General features: G+C 49.9%; 13 protein-coding genes. 10 read left to right on the top strand and 3 right to left on the bottom strand.

The features are described 5' to 3' along the window. The first annotated feature begins 91 nt into the window (after positions 1-91). The 5 genes from rpmG (at position 92) to ACTJJJ_RS27355 (ending at position 3,829) form a co-directional block, all read left to right on the top strand. Positions 92-274: a 50S ribosomal protein L33 gene (rpmG, locus tag ACTJJJ_RS27375; RefSeq protein WP_015813060.1), complete on the top strand. Its 183-nt coding sequence runs from the start codon at positions 92-94 to the stop codon at positions 272-274. Between the two features lie 103 nt (positions 275-377). After that, the gene (locus tag ACTJJJ_RS27370; protein ID WP_015813059.1) at positions 378-530 is read left to right on the top strand and encodes a DUF4295 domain-containing protein; all 153 of its coding nucleotides are present in this window, start codon (positions 378-380) and stop codon (positions 528-530) included. An 89-nt stretch (positions 531-619) separates the two neighbouring features. Then, positions 620-1,582 carry a signal recognition particle-docking protein FtsY gene (gene ftsY / locus ACTJJJ_RS27365; protein ID WP_188938650.1) on the top strand — a complete coding sequence of 321 codons (963 nt, stop codon included), beginning with the start codon at positions 620-622 and terminating at the stop codon, positions 1,580-1,582. A gap of 387 nt (positions 1,583-1,969) precedes the next feature. Then, positions 1,970-3,280 carry a 30S ribosomal protein S12 methylthiotransferase RimO gene (gene rimO, locus ACTJJJ_RS27360; protein ID WP_188938648.1) on the top strand — a complete coding sequence of 437 codons (1,311 nt, stop codon included), beginning with the start codon at positions 1,970-1,972 and terminating at the stop codon, positions 3,278-3,280. 72 nt (positions 3,281-3,352) lie between these two features. Continuing rightward, positions 3,353-3,829, top strand: a complete 477-nt coding sequence (locus ACTJJJ_RS27355; RefSeq protein WP_188938647.1) for a DUF4293 domain-containing protein — start codon at positions 3,353-3,355, stop codon at positions 3,827-3,829. 77 nt (positions 3,830-3,906) lie between these two features. Here the strand turns inward: ACTJJJ_RS27355 and ACTJJJ_RS27350 are convergent, their stop codons facing one another. Continuing rightward, a complete protein-coding gene (locus tag ACTJJJ_RS27350) occupies positions 3,907-4,881 on the bottom strand; it encodes a KpsF/GutQ family sugar-phosphate isomerase (RefSeq protein ID WP_440703616.1) in 975 nt (324 codons plus the stop codon). 92 nt (positions 4,882-4,973) lie between these two features. Between ACTJJJ_RS27350 and recQ the strand changes: the two genes are divergently transcribed. From recQ to lhgO, 5 genes are all read left to right on the top strand, one after another. Continuing rightward, on the top strand, positions 4,974-7,187 hold the full coding sequence (gene recQ / locus ACTJJJ_RS27345; RefSeq protein WP_188938645.1) for a DNA helicase RecQ: 2,214 nt from the start codon (positions 4,974-4,976) through the stop codon (positions 7,185-7,187). Positions 7,188-7,241: 54 nt separating this feature from the next. Further along, on the top strand, positions 7,242-8,531 hold the full coding sequence (purD, locus tag ACTJJJ_RS27340; RefSeq protein ID WP_440703615.1) for a phosphoribosylamine--glycine ligase: 1,290 nt from the start codon (positions 7,242-7,244) through the stop codon (positions 8,529-8,531). 120 nt (positions 8,532-8,651) lie between these two features. Next, entirely contained in the window at positions 8,652-10,178 is a 1,527-nt protein-coding gene (gene ricT, locus ACTJJJ_RS27335) for a regulatory iron-sulfur-containing complex subunit RicT (protein WP_440703614.1), read from the top strand. Between the two features lie 69 nt (positions 10,179-10,247). Next, positions 10,248-11,441 carry an anhydro-N-acetylmuramic acid kinase gene (locus ACTJJJ_RS27330; protein ID WP_440703613.1) on the top strand — a complete coding sequence of 398 codons (1,194 nt, stop codon included), beginning with the start codon at positions 10,248-10,250 and terminating at the stop codon, positions 11,439-11,441. A gap of 23 nt (positions 11,442-11,464) precedes the next feature. Further along, the gene (lhgO, locus tag ACTJJJ_RS27325; protein WP_440703612.1) at positions 11,465-12,664 is read left to right on the top strand and encodes an L-2-hydroxyglutarate oxidase; all 1,200 of its coding nucleotides are present in this window, start codon (positions 11,465-11,467) and stop codon (positions 12,662-12,664) included. A gap of 72 nt (positions 12,665-12,736) precedes the next feature. Here lhgO and ACTJJJ_RS27320 read toward each other — a convergent pair whose 3' ends face one another. Next, positions 12,737-14,389 (bottom strand): amino acid permease, encoded by a 1,653-nt coding sequence (locus ACTJJJ_RS27320; protein WP_188938641.1) that lies wholly within the window; start codon positions 14,387-14,389, stop codon positions 12,737-12,739. Between the two features lie 123 nt (positions 14,390-14,512). Next, a complete protein-coding gene (secDF, locus tag ACTJJJ_RS27315) occupies positions 14,513-17,491 on the bottom strand; it encodes a protein translocase subunit SecDF (protein ID WP_440703611.1) in 2,979 nt (992 codons plus the stop codon). Positions 17,492-17,570: the final 79 nt, after the last annotated feature.

The following is a 17,570-nucleotide window of genomic DNA, read 5'->3' as shown; positions in this document are numbered from 1 at the left end:
GGAAAATTTCTTGTTTATTTGTCTGGAACTGTTGCGAGTAAAGTAAAATGTCTTTACTTTTGCACTCCTATTTGTAAAACGATGTAAAGCAATGGCTAAGAAAGGCAATAGAGTACAGGTCATATTGGAATGCACAGAACAAAAAGAAAGCGGTGTTCCAGGCATGTCACGTTACGTGACCACAAAAAATCGGAAAAATACGCCAGGCCGTATGGAATTGAAGAAATTCAACTCTTTCCTGAGACGTTATACACTCCACAAAGAAATTAAGTAAGTTCGTTTTGTTACCCGTTAACTGTCACGTGAAGCTGAACAATAACTGGGTAAGCGCGGAACAGTTAATCATTAACAATATAACTTCTAACTGATATACAGACATGGCAAAGAAAGTAGTTGCTACCCTGAAAAAAGAAGGCGGTAAAGCATTTGCGAAAGTGATCAAAGCCGTAAAATCTCCTAAAACAGGAGCTTATACCTTCAAAGAAGAAATCGTTCCCCTGGACGGTGTACAGGGTGCATTGAAAAACTAAGGTTATCCTAAGTTTTGATATTGAGTTATTAAAAAGTCCCTGTCCGGGACTTTTTTGTTTTATTTTTGAGCCATAAATGTATCATTACTATGGGTTTATTTGGCTTTTTTTCAAAGGAGAAAAAAGAAACATTAGATAAGGGCCTCGAGAAAACCAAGGATAGCTTCTTTGGCAAACTCTCGCGCGCCATCGTGGGTAAGACCACCATCGATGAGGACGTTCTGGATGAACTGGAAGATATATTGGTGAGCTCGGATGTGGGCGTGGAAACGACCGTAAAGATCATCAAGCGCATCGAAGAACGTGTAGCCAGAGATAAATATGCATCTACCGCCGAGCTCGACGGCATTTTGCGGGAGGAAATAGCTGCATTGCTCACGGAGAATAAATCGGTGGATATCCAGGACAGCTTCGAAACCGAGCATTTGCCGAAGCCGTATGTGATTATGGTTGTAGGGGTAAATGGGGTAGGTAAAACGACGACGATCGGTAAGCTGGCGCACCAGTTCCACCAACGTGGACACAAAGTGGTACTCGGCGCGGCGGATACCTTTCGCGCGGCGGCCGTAGATCAACTGAAACTCTGGGGCCAGCGGGTGAATGTGCCGGTAATAGACCATGGGATGAACACTGATCCATCGGCCGTAGCTTTCGATGCATTGAAAAAGGGCACTGAGACCGGCGCGGATGTGATCATCATCGACACCGCCGGCCGTTTACACACGAAAGTCAATCTGATGAACGAGCTTTCGAAGATCAAAAGGGTCATGCAAAAGATCATCCCCGACTCTCCGCATGAAGTTTTGCTCGTTCTCGACGGCAGTACCGGCCAGAATGCCGTGATCCAGGCGCGCGAGTTTACCAAAGTGACCGATATAACAGCATTAGCCATTACCAAACTTGACGGAACCGCGAAAGGCGGCGTTGTAATCGGTATTTCGGACGAATTCAAAATCCCGGTGAAATACATCGGCGTAGGCGAGAAAATGGACGATCTGCAGGTCTTCGACCGTGCAGAGTTCGTGGATTCGCTATTCAAGAAAATTGGATAATAGCCACTGGTCGGATATTGTAACCGTTCGGGCTGTTATTGTTTCAGCAATATTTAAAAGAGGTATCTTAGGGCAGGTTGTTCTCAGGTACCTCTTTTCTATGGAAACACTGATCATCTTTTTAGGCGTATTTGTGCCGGTTGGCTGGGGCATCTGGCGGCTGGTGCGGCACACAAGAGACACGCGTGGGTCATTCAGGAGTATTTCAAGAAAATCCCGACCGAATTTAAGCGTAAGCGATTTCCTTTTATTCCATAGTGCTTCCTGTCTGATTTTTTCCGAACTTTGCACCCCATTTGGCCGTTCATTATCAGTCACTTTGATGTGAACGCCGCTCCAAACATTTAAAGCCGATAGCTGACAGCCGATAGCCGACAGCTCATTACAATGAAAACCAAAGGAATAGTCAAGAATAAAGTCAATATCGTGACGCTGGGTTGCTCCAAAAACCTCGTGGACTCGGAAGTGCTGTACACGCAGCTCAAAGGAAACGGGTTCGCAGTGGACCACGAATCTAAAAAGGATGATTCGCAGATTGTTGTGATCAATACCTGCGGGTTTATCGACAATGCGAAGGAGGAATCTATCAACACGATTTTGCGCTACGCCGATGCCAAAGCAGCCGGAATGGTGGATAAGGTTTATGTTACAGGTTGCTTGTCGCATCGGTACAAGGACGAGCTTTCGGTTGAAATACCCACAGTGGATGCCTGGTTCGGGACCAACGAGTTGCCGCGGCTACTCAAAACGTTGAAAGCCGATTACAAACATGAACTCGTAGGCGAGCGCCTGCTCACGACGCCAGCGCATTATGCGTACTTGAAAATCGCCGAGGGCTGCGACCGCCCGTGCTCGTTTTGCGCGATCCCGCTCATGCGCGGAGGACACGTTTCACGGTCGATCGAGGACCTGGTAAAAGAAGCCAAATCGCTGGCGAAACGTGGTACCAAGGAGCTGATCCTCATTGCCCAGGACCTGACTTACTATGGCCTGGATATTTACAAAAAAAGAAACCTTTCCGACCTGCTCCGTAACCTTTCGGATGTGGAAGGCATTGACTGGATCCGTTTGCAATATGCTTATCCGGCAGGCTTCCCGATGGACGTGCTCGATGTGATGAACGAGCGCAGCAATATCGCCAGATATCTCGATATGCCGCTGCAATCGGGCTCAACGGAAATGTTGAAACTGATGCGTCGCGGCATTACCCGTGAGAAAACCGAAGCGCTCATCCATGCTATCCGCGACAAAGTGCCTGATATCGCATTGCGCACAACGCTGATCGTCGGTCATCCCGGCGAAACAGAAGCGCTTTTCGATGAAACTTACGAGTTTGTTGAAAAAATGCGTTTCGATCGCCTGGGTGCATTCCAATACTCGCATGAGGATAATACACATTCATTCACAATGCCGGACGATATCGACCCGGAAGTGAAGCAGGAGCGTGCCGACGCGATCATGGAATTGCAGCAGGGTATTTCGGCGGAGCTTAACCAGGAGAAAATCGGCAAAACTTTCAAAGTGCTCTTCGACCGTAAGGAAGGCGGCTATTTCATTGGCCGTACCGAGTACGATTCACCCGAGGTCGACAATGAGGTACTCGTTCCGGCAAGCCAGTATGTGCGGTTGGGCGACTATGCGCAGGTGAAAGTAACTTCGGCCGAGGAATTTGACCTCTATGGTGAGGTGATTTCCTGATCCTATTTCCGGCAAATGCCGTCTTTACCTAAATTTGCCGATCATTTGAAAAAGAACAACTCTTAAAAAAGCATGTTACAACGTATTCAAACTATCTTCCTGGCAATGGTCGTCATTGGAATGGGTATTTTTCTCGCATTCCCGATCTGGTCGAAAGTAGCGTTAGCGGGAGGACAAAGTGCCGAACTGACGGCCCTGAAACTGCATCATCAGATCAACGAAGTGCAGTCCAATGTTCAGCCGGTATATTATCTCGTTGCGCTGGCAATCCTGGTGGCGGGTATAGGTGCCTATTCGATCCTGCAATTCAAAAACCGCGTGCTTCAATCGGCACTTTGTGCGGTTAATTCGATATTGCTAACGGTGCTCATGGGGCTCGTTATCTATTTTACTTTCTACAAAACTGCCAAGTTGTTCGATCCGGAACTGCCAGGCAAATACGATATCGGCTTCTACGGGCTGGTAGGCGCAATGCTCGCCAATGTTTTTGCCAACCGCTTCATCCGCAAAGACGAGCGCGCAGTGCAGCAATCGAAACGCTTCAGATAGTATAGTATGTCACGCCGAGCGGAGTCGAAGCGCGGTAACAGTACCGCGCTTCGACTCCGCTCGGCGTGACAACTGGGTTATACCAACCCCTCTCTCAGCAAATCGTGCAAATGCACAAAGCCCAGCGCCTTACCCTCTTCGACCACCACCACTTGGGTAATGCTTTTAGACTGCATTACTTCCAGTGCGTTCACCGCATATTCATCAGGAGAAACCGTAATCGGTGATTTTGTCATGATATCGCTGGCATGGAGATCCAGCAAGCCGGCTGCGCCATAAGTTTTTAGCATTCTGCGAAGATCGCCGTCGGTGATGATACCAGCCATATCGCCGTTTTCCGCGACGACTGCCGTTGCACCCAGCCGTTTCGAGGTCATTTCGAGAATCACCTCCTGCAATGTGGCCTGCTCGGTCACAGTTGGTAATGCATTATGCGGGTAAATGTCGCAGACTTTAAGGTAAAGCCGCTTGCCGAGCGAGCCGCCGGGGTGGTACCGCGCGAAATCGTCGTGTGTAAAGCCGCGTGCTTCGAGCAGGCATATCGCGAGCGCATCGCCCAGGGCCATTGTCACCGAAGTGCTGGTTGTGGGTGCGAGGTTGAGGGGGTCCGCTTCCGCCGGAGCGTATGCATGAAGCGTAAGAATGCAGTTTTTGGCCAGGTAAGAGTCCTTGTTGCTTACCATCGCGATCATTTGCACACCGGTCCGTTTTAACAGGGGTACAAGCACTTTGATCTCGGGCGTATCGCCGCTTTTGGAGATGACGATCACCACGTCGTTGTCCTGAATCATACCCAGATCGCCGTGGATTGCGTCGGCCGCGTGCATAAATAATGCCGGCGTTCCGGTGGAGTTCAGCGTCGCTACAATCTTCTGTCCTACAATGGCGCTTTTACCCACACCAGAGACAACAACGCGTCCTCCGGAATGTAAAATGGCATATACGCATTTTTCAAATTCATCATCGATCAATTCAATCAGATTACGCAGCGCTTCTGCCTCCTGACGTAATACTTCTTTTGCGGTTGACTGAATATTTTTTATTAATTTCAAATCTGAAAGACAGTTTAAAGAGACAAAAAGTCATTATTTATTTCAAAGCGCAAAGATAGGGAAGTTTGGAATAACCATTTTGTGAACAGAGTATGGTACAGCAGGTTGATAAAGTCGTAACAGACACGTTAAAAGGGAAGCTTAAAGAAATATTTGGATACAGTCAGTTCCGCGGAGATCAGGAAGTTATCATACAAAATATCCTTTTAGGTAAAAATACATTTGTGATCATGCCCACGGGCGCAGGCAAGTCACTCTGCTACCAGCTTCCTGCCCTCGTCAGCGACGGACTGACGATCGTGATCTCGCCACTGATCGCCCTGATGAAAAACCAGGTCGACCAGCTTACTGCGTTCGGTATCAACGCTCAATTCCTGAATTCCACGCTTACCAAAGCTGAAATGACACGCGTCAAGACCGATGCGCTCGACGGAAGTCTCAAACTGCTTTACATTGCCCCTGAATCGCTTACGAAAGAAGATAATCTCGATTTTCTCAAAAGAGTACAAATCTCGTTCGTGGCTATCGACGAAGCCCACTGTATTTCGGAATGGGGCCACGATTTTCGTCCTGAATATCGCCGGATTTACGGAATTATAGAGAATATCGGCAAGCTACCGATTATTGCGCTCACGGCCACCGCTACGCCGAAAGTGCAGCAGGATATTCGTAAAAACCTGCAAATGGAAGAGGCTGAGACGTTTAAATCTTCTTTTAATCGGAAAAACCTCTACTACGAAATTCGTCCGAAAAAGGATGTCAAAAAGCAGCTGATCCGCTATATCCGTAACAACAAAGGGAAGTCGGGCATCGTGTATTGCCTGAGCCGGAAGACAGTAGAGGAAGTAGCGGAGCTTTTGAATGTCAACGACGTACGTGCATTACCGTATCATGCGGGCCTCGATGCCAATACACGGATGAGCAACCAGGACGCGTTCTTGAACGAGGAGTGCGACGTGATCGTGGCTACAATTGCATTCGGAATGGGGATCGACAAGCCTGACGTGCGTTTTGTGATCCATTATGATGTACCCAAGTCGCTGGAAGGCTATTATCAGGAAACAGGGCGTGCGGGCCGTGATGGGCTGGAAGGGAATTGTCTGATGTTTTACAGCTACGACGATATCCAGAAGCTCGAAAAATTCAATAAGGATAAAACCGTTACCGAACGCGACAATGCGCGCCATTTGCTGAATGAAATGGTAGCCTATTCGACCCTGGGCATTTGCCGTCGCCGGCAGCTATTGAGCTATTTCGGGGAATACCTCGAAAAAGATTGCGGCTTCTGCGACAATTGTAACAAGCCGACCGAGAAGCTGAAAGTGCAGGACGATGTGATCCTGATCCTTAAAGCGGTATCGCTGACAGAACAGCGCTTCGACGCCGACCATATTGCCGATCTGCTGACCGCCACCGACAATCAGTATGTGAAAAGCTACGAACACGATCAGCTGGAAGTTTCTGGTAAAGGTTTGGAACTGAATGAATCGCGTGATTACTGGGTGTCCGCGATACGCCAGCTGGTGATCCTGAATTACCTCGAAAAGGACATCGAGAATTACGGAGTGATCAGACTGGGTGAAAAAGGGGCCAAATACCTGAACGATCCTTACCCGGTTACGTTGCAAAAAGATCACAACTTCGACGAGGAGGAAGTGAAGCCGGAGGACGACGATAAGGAATCCGTGAATGGAAGCGGCAGTGCGCATGCTTACGACGAGGCGTTGCTCGGAATGCTGAAAGCGTTGCGTAAAAAGGTAGCGAAGGAGAAAAACCTGCCCCCATACGTAATCTTCCAGGACCCTTCGATGGAAGAAATGGCCACAACCTACCCTACCACCCAGCAGGAAATGGCGCAGATCAACGGCGTGGGAATGGGGAAGGTGCAGAAGTTCGGCCGGCCGTTTATCGAGCTCATTTCGCGTTATGTGGAGGAGAACGAGATTGAAACGGCGAAGGACGTGGTGATCAAATCCACGGTTAACAAATCTAAAATCAAGATTTTTATCATCCAGCAGGTCGACAGGAAGGTAAGTCTCGACGAGATTGCCGAAGTGAAGGACCTTGCCCTGGCTGACGTGATCGAAGAAGTGGAACACATTTGCTACTCCGGTACGAAGCTCAATCTGGATTATTATATCAACCAGGTGATCGACCGCGAGCGCCAGCAGGATATTTACGATTATTTTATGACCGCCGAGACCGACAACATCGGCACTGCGCTGAATGAATTTGAAGGCGAGGAAGTCAGTGAAGAAGAATTGCGGCTGATGCGGATCAAGTTTTTGTCGGAACTAGCCAACTAGCACCCCCGGAATACTTGCCGGACAATCAGTATTTTTGAATTTTTAAAACCTGTTATGAACATACTCATCTTGGGCTCGGGCGGAAGAGAACACGCTTTTGCCTGGAAAATAGCCCAAAGCCCTCTTTGCGACACCTTGTTTATGGCTCCCGGAAACGCCGGGACAGCGGGCGTGGCAACGAACCTATCCATTTCTTACAACGATTTTGACTCGATTGCCAACGCGGTAATTGAAAATAATGTCGAACTTGTGATCGTAGGCCCCGAAGAACCGCTGGTGAACGGAGTAGTCGATTATTTTAATGCCCGGGAAGATTTATCCAAAGTACGCATCATCGGCCCCGACAAGGCAGGTGCACAGCTGGAAGGCAGCAAAGACTTCTCCAAGCAATTCATGCAGAAATACGGCATTCCAACCGCTGCATCTCGTACATTCACGGCCGAAGAGCTGGAAGTAGGTTTGGAATACCTGGAAAACCAGTCGCTGCCGATCGTATTGAAAGCCGATGGCCTGGCCGCCGGCAAAGGGGTGATCATCGCCGAGAAGCATTCGGACGCCACGGAAGCGCTTCGCGAAATGCTGCTGGACGGCAAATTTGGCAAGGCGGGTAACAAAGTTGTCGTTGAACAATTCCTTAAAGGGATAGAATTGTCGGTATTCGTGCTTACTGATGGAGAGCACTACAAAATCCTGCCCGAAGCGAAGGATTACAAGCGTATCGGAGAGAACGATACAGGCCTCAACACGGGTGGAATGGGCGCCGTTTCGCCAGTGGTGTTCGCGGATACGAATTTTATCCGGAAAGTGGAAGAAAAGGTCGTTAAACCAACACTATACGGCCTTCAAACCGAGGGTATCAAATACGTGGGCTTTATTTTCATCGGTTTGATGAACATTAAAGGCGAGCCTTATGTGATTGAATACAACGTCCGGATGGGCGATCCCGAAACCGAAGTAGTAATCCCGCGTATCCAGTCGGATTTTGCAATGCTGATGGCATCGACTGCCAAAGGTACCCTGCAAGATTTCGATTTGCAGATCTCACCGCAAGTGGCCGTGACCACCGTAGTAGTGTCGGGCGGTTATCCTGAGGATTATGAAAAAGGAAAAGTGATTTCGGGAACAGAAAAAGTGGATGATGTGCATGTATTCCATGCGGGTACCACTTTTAATGCAAACGCCGAAGTCGTGACAAACGGAGGACGGGTTATGGCATTGACCGGCCTGGCCAATTCCCTCGAAAACGCGGTGCATAAATCACAGCGGGCTGCGCAGGCAGTGCAATATGAAGGGAAATATTTCCGGCACGATATTGGCGTGGATTTAATTCGTTATAACGATTGATGAAGCGGAGAAATTATGGGATGTGGATCATGTTCATCCGGGGGAGGCTGCGGTACTAATGGTACGGCCGTCGCCGGATGTGGAAGTAGTGGAAGCTGCGGAACAGGCGGATGCAATAAAATGAATGTTTTCGATTGGCTCAGTCATATGGACGTGCCGTCGGGACAGCGTTTTGATGTAGTCGAAGTCAAGTTCAAAGGAGGCAGAAAGGAATATTTCCGGAATATAAATCAGCTGGAATTCGTCACAGGCGACTATGTGGTTTGTGAAATGGCTTCCGGCCAGCATATTGGAACGGTATCGTTGCAGGGAGAACTCGTGCGTTTGCAAATGAAGCGCAAGGCTGTCCAGATGAACGACGACCTGCATGTGATCTATCGTATCGCGACGGAGAAGGATCTCGACAAGTCCACACAGGCGATGGCGCGTGAAATGCCTACGCTCTACCGCACGCGTGAGATTATCCGGGATATGAAGCTCAACATGAAGCTTTCGGATGTGGAATACCAGTCGGACAATACCAAAACGACATTCTACTATTCTTCCGAAGAGCGTGTGGACTTCCGGGAACTCATCAAAATGCTCGCTTCGGAGTTCAAAGTGCGTATCGAAATGCGGCAGATCAGTCTGCGGCAGGAAGCGAGCCGTTTGGGTGGATTAGGCTCTTGCGGCCGCGAACTTTGCTGCTCGACCTGGCTCACCGATTTTAAGAATATTTCAACTGCTGCGGCGCGTTATCAGAACCTATCGCTAAACCCGGCGAAGCTTTCGGGGCAATGCGGGAGGCTGAAATGCTGCCTGAACTATGAGCTGGAAACGTACATCGACGCATTGCGGGATATCCCTGCGGTGGAGGCACCCCTGAAAACAAAAAAGGGCGTTGCTACATTGCAGAAGACGGATATTTTCAAGAAGATCATGTGGTTTGGGTTTGATAAGGATACGAACTGGTATCCTGTGCCCATCAACAAGGTCCTGGAAATTATTGAGTTGAATAAAAAGGATATTATCCCTGAATCACTCGAAATCCTGACGCCCGAGGCCGAAAAAGGTGCAGATAGAGTCCCCGGCAAACTGAACAGTGACCTGGAAAATCTGGACAAAAAGTACAGCGACGAGCAGAGGAAAAAGAAAAAGAAGAAGAGCCGTTCAGGTAAAAACCGTGGAAACGGCGGGCCTGAGAACAGCGTTGCTGAGAACCCGGGGAATGAGCCGGGAAATGGTAATCCCGGAAATAATGCCGGTAATGCGCCTTCAAACAAAGGTAACAACCAAAATCAGGGGCAACGGAACCGGGGCAATAACTCCGGAGAAGAGCCCAGAAGCAAAGGCAATAACGGCGGAGAGGAACCTCGCAATAAAGGCAATAATTCGGGAGAAGAACCGCGTAACAAAGGCAATAACCCCAACGAAGGCCAGCGGAATAAGGGGAATCAGGGCGGCGAGCCGAGAAATAAAGGGAACAACAACCCAAGTGGAGAGCCCCGGAATAAGGGCAACAACAACGAGGGAAACAGGAATAGTAACGAAGGAAACAGGAATAATAGGAACAACCGGAACAGGGGGCAACAGAAACCTTCCGGCGCTCCGTCGGGAGCCGGACCAAAACCTGGTGGAGCGCCTCCCGGAGGCGAAAACAACGGGTAATACTGTTTCCCAGAAATCCAATCGGGCCAGCTCATTCAAAGGCTGGCCCGTTTTTTAGCAATACCGCTTGTGAAAGAACACGTTGAAAAGCTGTACGCGCTGAGCCGCAAGCCCTCGCGCAGGATCATCGGGCTCATGTCCGGCACCTCGCTCGACGGGCTGGATGTGGCGCTTTGCCACGTCGTGGGGAGCGGCCCGGAAACGCGGCTGAAGGTGGAACACTTCAAGACTGTTCCTTATGAGGATGGTTTCAGGAACGCCGTGCGCGAGATTTTTGCTAAAAGGCAGATCGATTTTCAACAGCTTTGCTTGCTGAACCCCTTCATTGGTTTGCAACACGCACAAATGATCCTCGAATGCCTCTCAGAATGGGGGATTCCTACTTCGGAAGTCGATTTAATCGCGAGTCACGGGCAAACCGTTTTCCACGCCCCGCAAAAGCAGCACGGAATTGCAGGCTTTCCCAATGCAACATTACAAATCGGAGACGGTGACCATATTGCCGTCAAAACCGGTATCATTACCCTTAGCGATTTCAGGCAAAAACACATCGCAGCAGGCGGGGAAGGAGCACCGCTGGCCGTGTATGGCGATTATTTTCTGTTTTCTCAAAAGGGGGAGAGCAGGATATTGCTGAACATGGGCGGTATTGCCAACTTTACTTTCCTGCCCGGTAACCTCGACACCTCGGCCGTTTTTACCACCGACACCGGCCCCGGAAATACATTGATCGACGCATTTATACGCCTGCATTTCGGGAAGCCTTATGATGAAAATGGCAGCATTGCATCCAGCGGTGCCATCGATGAAGCGTTGCTGAAAGCACTTAAAGATTCACCGTTTTTCGAACAGCCCTTTCCGAAAACCACCGGTCCGGAGGTGTTCAGCGTGGATTACGTGAAAAATGCAATGCAGGTCTCGGGTCGTGGTGGGATTGCTCCCAACCACCTAATTGCTACTTTGACGCAATTCAGTGCGGAAGCGATCTCGGAAGCAATACGCGACGCGATGCCCGCAGGCGAAGCATTTGAAATGTACGCCAGCGGCGGCGGCGCGCATAACCCGGTGCTGATGAGCGCGATTGGTGAGTTACTTGGCCGCCATATTCGCCTGATCGATGAGCTGGGGGTGTCAGGTGACGCAAAGGAAGCGGTGTTGTTTGCGGTCCTGGCGAATGAGGCAGTTGCAGGGGAGGCCTTGTATTTCGGCGAAAAGAAAGGTGTCCCGGGCGTTTCAATGGGGAAAATATCCTTCCCCGGTTAAGTGAGAAAAAAGTATTTGAATATATGTACGACATTACCATTATAGGCGGCGGGATCGTAGGCCTTGCAACAGCGCTGAGGATCAAAGAGCAGAAACCTGCATTGAAGGTGCTTCTGCTCGAAAAGGAAAATGAGGTAGCCAAACACCAGACCGGCCATAACAGTGGTGTGATCCACTCAGGGCTTTATTATAAACCCGGCAGCCTGAAAGCGACCAATTGCATCCGCGGCTACCAGATGCTCATCGATTTCTGCGAGAAGGAAGGTGTCGCATATGATTTGTGTGGAAAAATAGTGGTAGCGACCACCGAAGCGCAGCGCCCGTTGCTGCGAAACCTGTTTGAGCGCGGAAATCAGAATGGATTGGTAAACAACCGTATGATCTCCGAAGGGGAAATGAAAGAAATCGAGCCGCATGTGAAAGGGCTTGAAGGCATTTGGGTGCCTTATACCGGCATAATCGATTACAAAACGGTGTGCGAAAAGTATGCGGAAAAATTTCGGCTACTCGATGGCGAAGTCGTTTTTGGCGAGAAGGTAACCAACGTAAAAAACCGCAATTCACATTCGGAAGTGGTTACGGCTAGCGGTAAGATCTTTGAAACAAAACTCGTCGTGAACTGCGCGGGTTTGTATTCCGACAAAGTGGCCCAGCTTACGCAGCCGGAGAATATCAACGTCCGCATTATCCCTTTCCGAGGGGAGTATTACAAGATCCGTCCAGAGAAGCATTACCTGGTCAAAAATCTCATTTACCCGGTTCCTGATCCCAACTTTCCATTCCTGGGCGTGCATTTTACGCGAATGATCGAGGGCGGGATTGAAGCGGGGCCGAATGCGGTTTTCGCGTTCAAAAGAGAGGGTTATGGCAAGCTGGACATTGATGTAACGGAGATGCTGGAATCGCTTTCGTGGCCGGGCTTCCAGAAGGTGGCGATGAAATACTGGCGTACCGGGTTAGGCGAATATTACCGCTCGTTTTCAAAAGCGGCATTCACCAAAGCCTTACAAGGCCTGATCCCCGAGATCCAGAGCGAAGACCTCATTCCCGGCGGCTCGGGCGTACGCGCCCAAGCATGCGACTACGACGGTGGTTTGCTGGATGATTTTTCCATTATCGAAAATAAAACGGCTATCAACGTGTGCAATGCACCATCCCCCGCGGCAACATCGTCGCTCTCCATCGGGCAGACGGTCTCTGAGAAAGTGTTGTCCAGATTTTAGGATTGATTTGCCCATAAAAGAAAAGAGGCCATTCCAATGCGGAATGGCCTCTTTTCTTTTATGTTTTAAGGATTACGCTGCTTTCTTCGTTTGCGCCACACCGAACATCACAAGGTGAATCAGGGCGAAAACCATGGAGAAGTAGTAAATACCCGTATCAGCACCTTCGGTTTGCAGGTGGTGGAAATAGGCGATAACGGCCAGCATAACAGCCAGTACGATACCCACCAGCGCCACCGTTTTGCTACCCGCTGCAATAGAGGCTGGTAACCTGTTCGACAGGAAGCTGTTTTTGATTCCATAATACAAATACACATCGAAACCGATGATCATCCACACGAACAGACGGATCCAGGTATCGAGCGGCAGGAACGCCATCATAAAGAAACAGGTGGCAACACCGAGTATCGGAACCAATGGCACGAGCGGTGTTTTGAATGCACGCGGCGCGTCCGGCATTTGCTTACGCATCACGATGATGCCGATACAAACAAGGATAAATGCGAACAATGTGCCGATACTGGTCATTTCTCCTACTACCCGCGCAGGTACGAATGCCGCGAAAAGGCTTACGAATACCAGGAACATGGTATTGTTTTTGACGGGTGTCTGGAATTTAGGGTGTACCGCCGAGAATACGCGTGGCAGCAAACCGTCTTTGCTCATGCTGAAAAACACGCGGCTCTGTCCCAAAAGCATTACCAGGATCACAGATGCGTAACCTGCAAGGATCGCCACGATAATCGCGCGGTTCAGCCAGGGGTAATCCGGGTGAATGGCGCCGCTGGCGTCAGGCGTGCCCATGGATTCGATCGCCACCGCAACCGGTGCGATACCGTCCTGGCCTTTGAATGAGGTGTATGGGGTTACACCGGTCATCACATGCGCAAAAAGAATATAAAGAACAGTACAGATTACTAGCGATCCTAGGATACCGATCGGCATGTCTTTTCTTGGATTTTTGGCCTCCTGCGCCGCGGTACTTACGGCGTCGAAACCAATGTAGGCGAAAAACACGATCGCGGCGGCTCGTATGATCCCGCTGAAACCATATTCACCAAATTTGCCCGTATTGTCGGGGATATAAGGTACGTAGTTCGACTCGTTGATGTATTTCCAGCCCAGGATGATGAAGATGATCACGACGGCTACTTTCAGACCTACGATGACACCATTCACGGTTGCACTTTCCTGCGTTCCTTTCATCAGCAGCAAGCTCATCAGGATGACGATGAAGATAGCAGGCAGGTTGATGATCCCACCATCCCACGGACCCACGGTGAGTGCCGTGGGTAAATGCACATCGAAACCCTCGCAAAACTTGACTAAATACCGGCTCCAGCTGATACTGACCGTGGCCGCACCCACCGCATATTCCAATACAAGGTCCCAGCCGATGATCCACGCGATAAACTCGCCCATGGTGGCGTAGGAGTAGGTGTAGGCGCTACCCGCAACCGGGATCATGGATGCGAATTCGGCATAGCACAGACCGGCGAATGCGCAGCCCAGTGCCGCTACGATAAAGGAGATGGTGATGGCAGGGCCAGCCTGGTTCGCGGCTGCTCCCCCCGTGATGGAAAATAGACCTGCGCCGATGATAGCACCAATCCCGAGCGCAACCAGGCTTCCGGGCCCTAGCGTGCGTTTGAGCTGGTTCCCCTCACCGGAGGACTCCTGCATTAGTTTTTCAAGTGGTTTCTTAATCCAGAGTTGACTTGCCATATATTAAGTTCGTTGTTGTAGAAATGATGGTCTGATAAAGCTAAAAGAAAATTTGCTAACTACGTATAGACACCAAAGAAAAAGAGGGTAAGTGCAAAACTTACCCTCTTTTATTCTTTTATATTAAGCCTTAACTTTTTTCGTTGCCGCCGCCGCAGCGTCAGTCGCTACCGCCGGTGCCGGCTCATTCTTCTGTGAACGTTGCAGCAAGTCAACCACGATCGGTGCTGCTACGAAGAGTGAAGAGTAAGTACCCACGATTACCCCAAGCAGCATACAGAAGGTAAAACCACGGATCACGGCTCCACCAAAGATCATCAGAACGATCAATACGAGGATTACCGAGATACCGGTTACAGCCGTACGGCTCAAAGTACTGTTCAACGCGTTGTTGATAACGGTCGACAGGTTTTGCCCGCGCGACTTTTCGTCGGCCAGGTAATCACGGATACGGTCGTAAATTACGACGGTATCGTTCATCGAATAACCGATCATAGTCAGGATCGCGCCAATGAATGCCTGGTCGATATCCAGTGACCATGGTAACCAGCCGTTGAACAACGAGAAGATCGCAAGGATGATCACCACGTCGTGCGCGAGGGACATTACCGCACCGTACGAGAATGCTACACGTTTGAAACGGATGAGGATGTACACGAAGTTGGCTGCCAATGCAAGCAATACCGCGTAAACTGCGCTCCACAATGTGTCTTTCGCCATGGTAGGACCTACTTTGTTCGAGCTAACGATCTTGGCAGGGTTGTTGGCGATTTTCTTGGTTGCTTCAATGATTTTCGTTTCCGCTTTCTGGTCAGCTTCCGGGGTCGTATCCTCGATAAGGTAAGGTGTAGTGATTTTCACCTGATCCTGTCCTCCGAAAGTTTTTACTTCCGTAGTCGAGCCAAGTACCTCATCCATGTTGGCACGGAGTGCATCCGCATCCACATTGTTTTCAAAACGCACCACATAAGAACGGCCACCTTTGAAGTCGATACCCAAACCGAAACCTTTGAATATAAATGAACCTACACCGATTGCGATGATGATCGCGGAAATGATGTAGAAACGGCGGCGTTGCGAAACGAAGTCGAAATGATTGTCCTGAAACCAGCCTTTAGTCAGTGTATTCGTGAATGCGAAAGTTTTGCCGTTTTTAAGCTTTTGTTCGAGCAGCAGTCGCGTAATGAAGATCGCGCTGAACAAAGATGTCAAAAGACCCAATACCAGGGTTGTTGCAAAACCCAATACCAGACCGGTACCGAATGTGTAAAGGATGATACCTGTTAAAAGCGTGGTAACGTTGGAGTCGATGATAGCAGTCAATGAATGCTTGAAGCCGTCACGGATCGATTGCGCAAATGGTTTTCCTTCCGCCAGTTCAGTCTTGATACTTTCGTAGATCAGTACGTTGGCATCCACCGCCATACCGATTGAAAGCACGATACCCGCGATACCCGAGAGCGTCAATACGGCTCCGAGAGAAGCCATTACGCCCAAAAGGAAGAACAAGTTGATCAAAAGGGCAATGTCGGCGATCCATCCGGCCTGGTTGTAATAGGCCACCATGAAGACGAGAACGATCAGAAGACCTACCGCAGAAGACCACAAACCGTCGTTAATCGCCTCGGCACCCAGTGAAGAACCTACAACGGCTTCTTCCACAATGTGCGTTGGAGCTGGCAGTTTACCGGCTTTCAACACGTTCGACATATCCTTGGTTTCTTCCACAGTGAAGCTACCGGTGATGGACGAGTTACCGTTAGGGATCTCTCCTTGTACGGTTGGAGCAGTGTAAACGAGGTTATCGATGATGATTGCTACCGGGCGGCCAACGCTGCGGGCAGTAAGTGAACGCCATTTGCGTGCACCTTCGCCGTTCATACGCATGGTTACTTCCGGACGGCCACGGTCGTCGTAGTCGTGCGTTGCATCCACGATCACGTCACCTTCCATGGCAGCTTCTCCATTGCTTTTCTTGATGAAATACAAAGGCAGGATCAACTGGTTGCCACCTGCTTCGGTGCCTTTGCGGTCCCACATGAATACAAGGTCCGCAGGGAAAAGCGAGCGTACTTCGGGGCGGCGTAGGATTTCGCTGGCGCGCGCGGTGTCTTTCAGGTAAACGCCAAGGCCCTGTGGCATCGGTACGAAAAGGCTCGTCAATGCAGCGCTTTGAGCGGCCAATGCAGCCGAATCGGTGGCAGTAGAATCCGCCTTCTTCTCCAACTGGGCAGCCAGGCCGCCGTCTGTTGGTTTTTTGGTTGTATCGGTAGAAACGGCAGCGGCAGGTGCGCTCGTTTTCTTAGCAGCTTTTTCGATTTCGGCTTGCTGTGTCAGATATCGGCCAAGGCCTTCGAGGCCGGCACCGAGTTCGTTGGTCAGGTATACTTCGGCAAATTCCAGTTTTGCAGCACCTGAAAGCAGGCGGCGAACACGCTCGGGGTTATCCACGCCCGGAAGCTCCACCAAAACGCGGTTCTGGCCGGGCAGACGCTGGATGTTCGGGTTCGTTACACCGAATTTGTCGATACGTGCCTGTGTGATCTGGAATGCGCGGTCAATAGAACCGTCGATCTCCGTTTTCAGCATTTTGATCACGTCCGAATCCGGCGAGTTGCTGTTGATCTTGCCGCGGTTGGCGCTGGTAGCGAATACCGAAGCGAGGCTGGTGTTTGGAGCAGCTTCTTTATAAGCGCTTACAAAACGGTTGATAAATGTGCTGTTGTTGGCGGATTTATCTTCCCCGGCTTTTTTCAACGCATTCTGGAAAGCTACGCTGCGTGCGTTACCGCCGGCCATTCCTTTCAGGATGTCCGCGGGTGCCACTTCCAATACCACGTGCATACCTCCCTGCAAATCGAGGCCGAGGTTCAGTTCGCGCTCCGTTACTTCTTGCAAAGTATGGCCGAGGTACACCTCTTCACGCCACAGGGAGTCGATATAATGCTGTTTTTTGGTCACATCTACCTCACCTTTCGCATCGGTTGCATAGGCCACCGCCTTGCTTTTGAAATTGCGCGACACAAAAGTGAAGGATAGATTATAGACGCTAATAAGGGCGATGACGATCGTCAACGCGATTATCCCGTTCTTGTTGGTCATTTTGAAATGAAAAATTTAATTGAAATGCTTGAATACAACTGGAAACCGCCCGGCCGGAATTGGTGAAATGGCACAGGCA

Source organism: Dyadobacter sp. 22481 (assembly GCF_052044875.1).
Classification (GTDB): domain Bacteria; phylum Bacteroidota; class Bacteroidia; order Cytophagales; family Spirosomataceae; genus Dyadobacter; species Dyadobacter endophyticus.
This window is presented reverse-complemented; position numbering and strand designations above follow the sequence as displayed.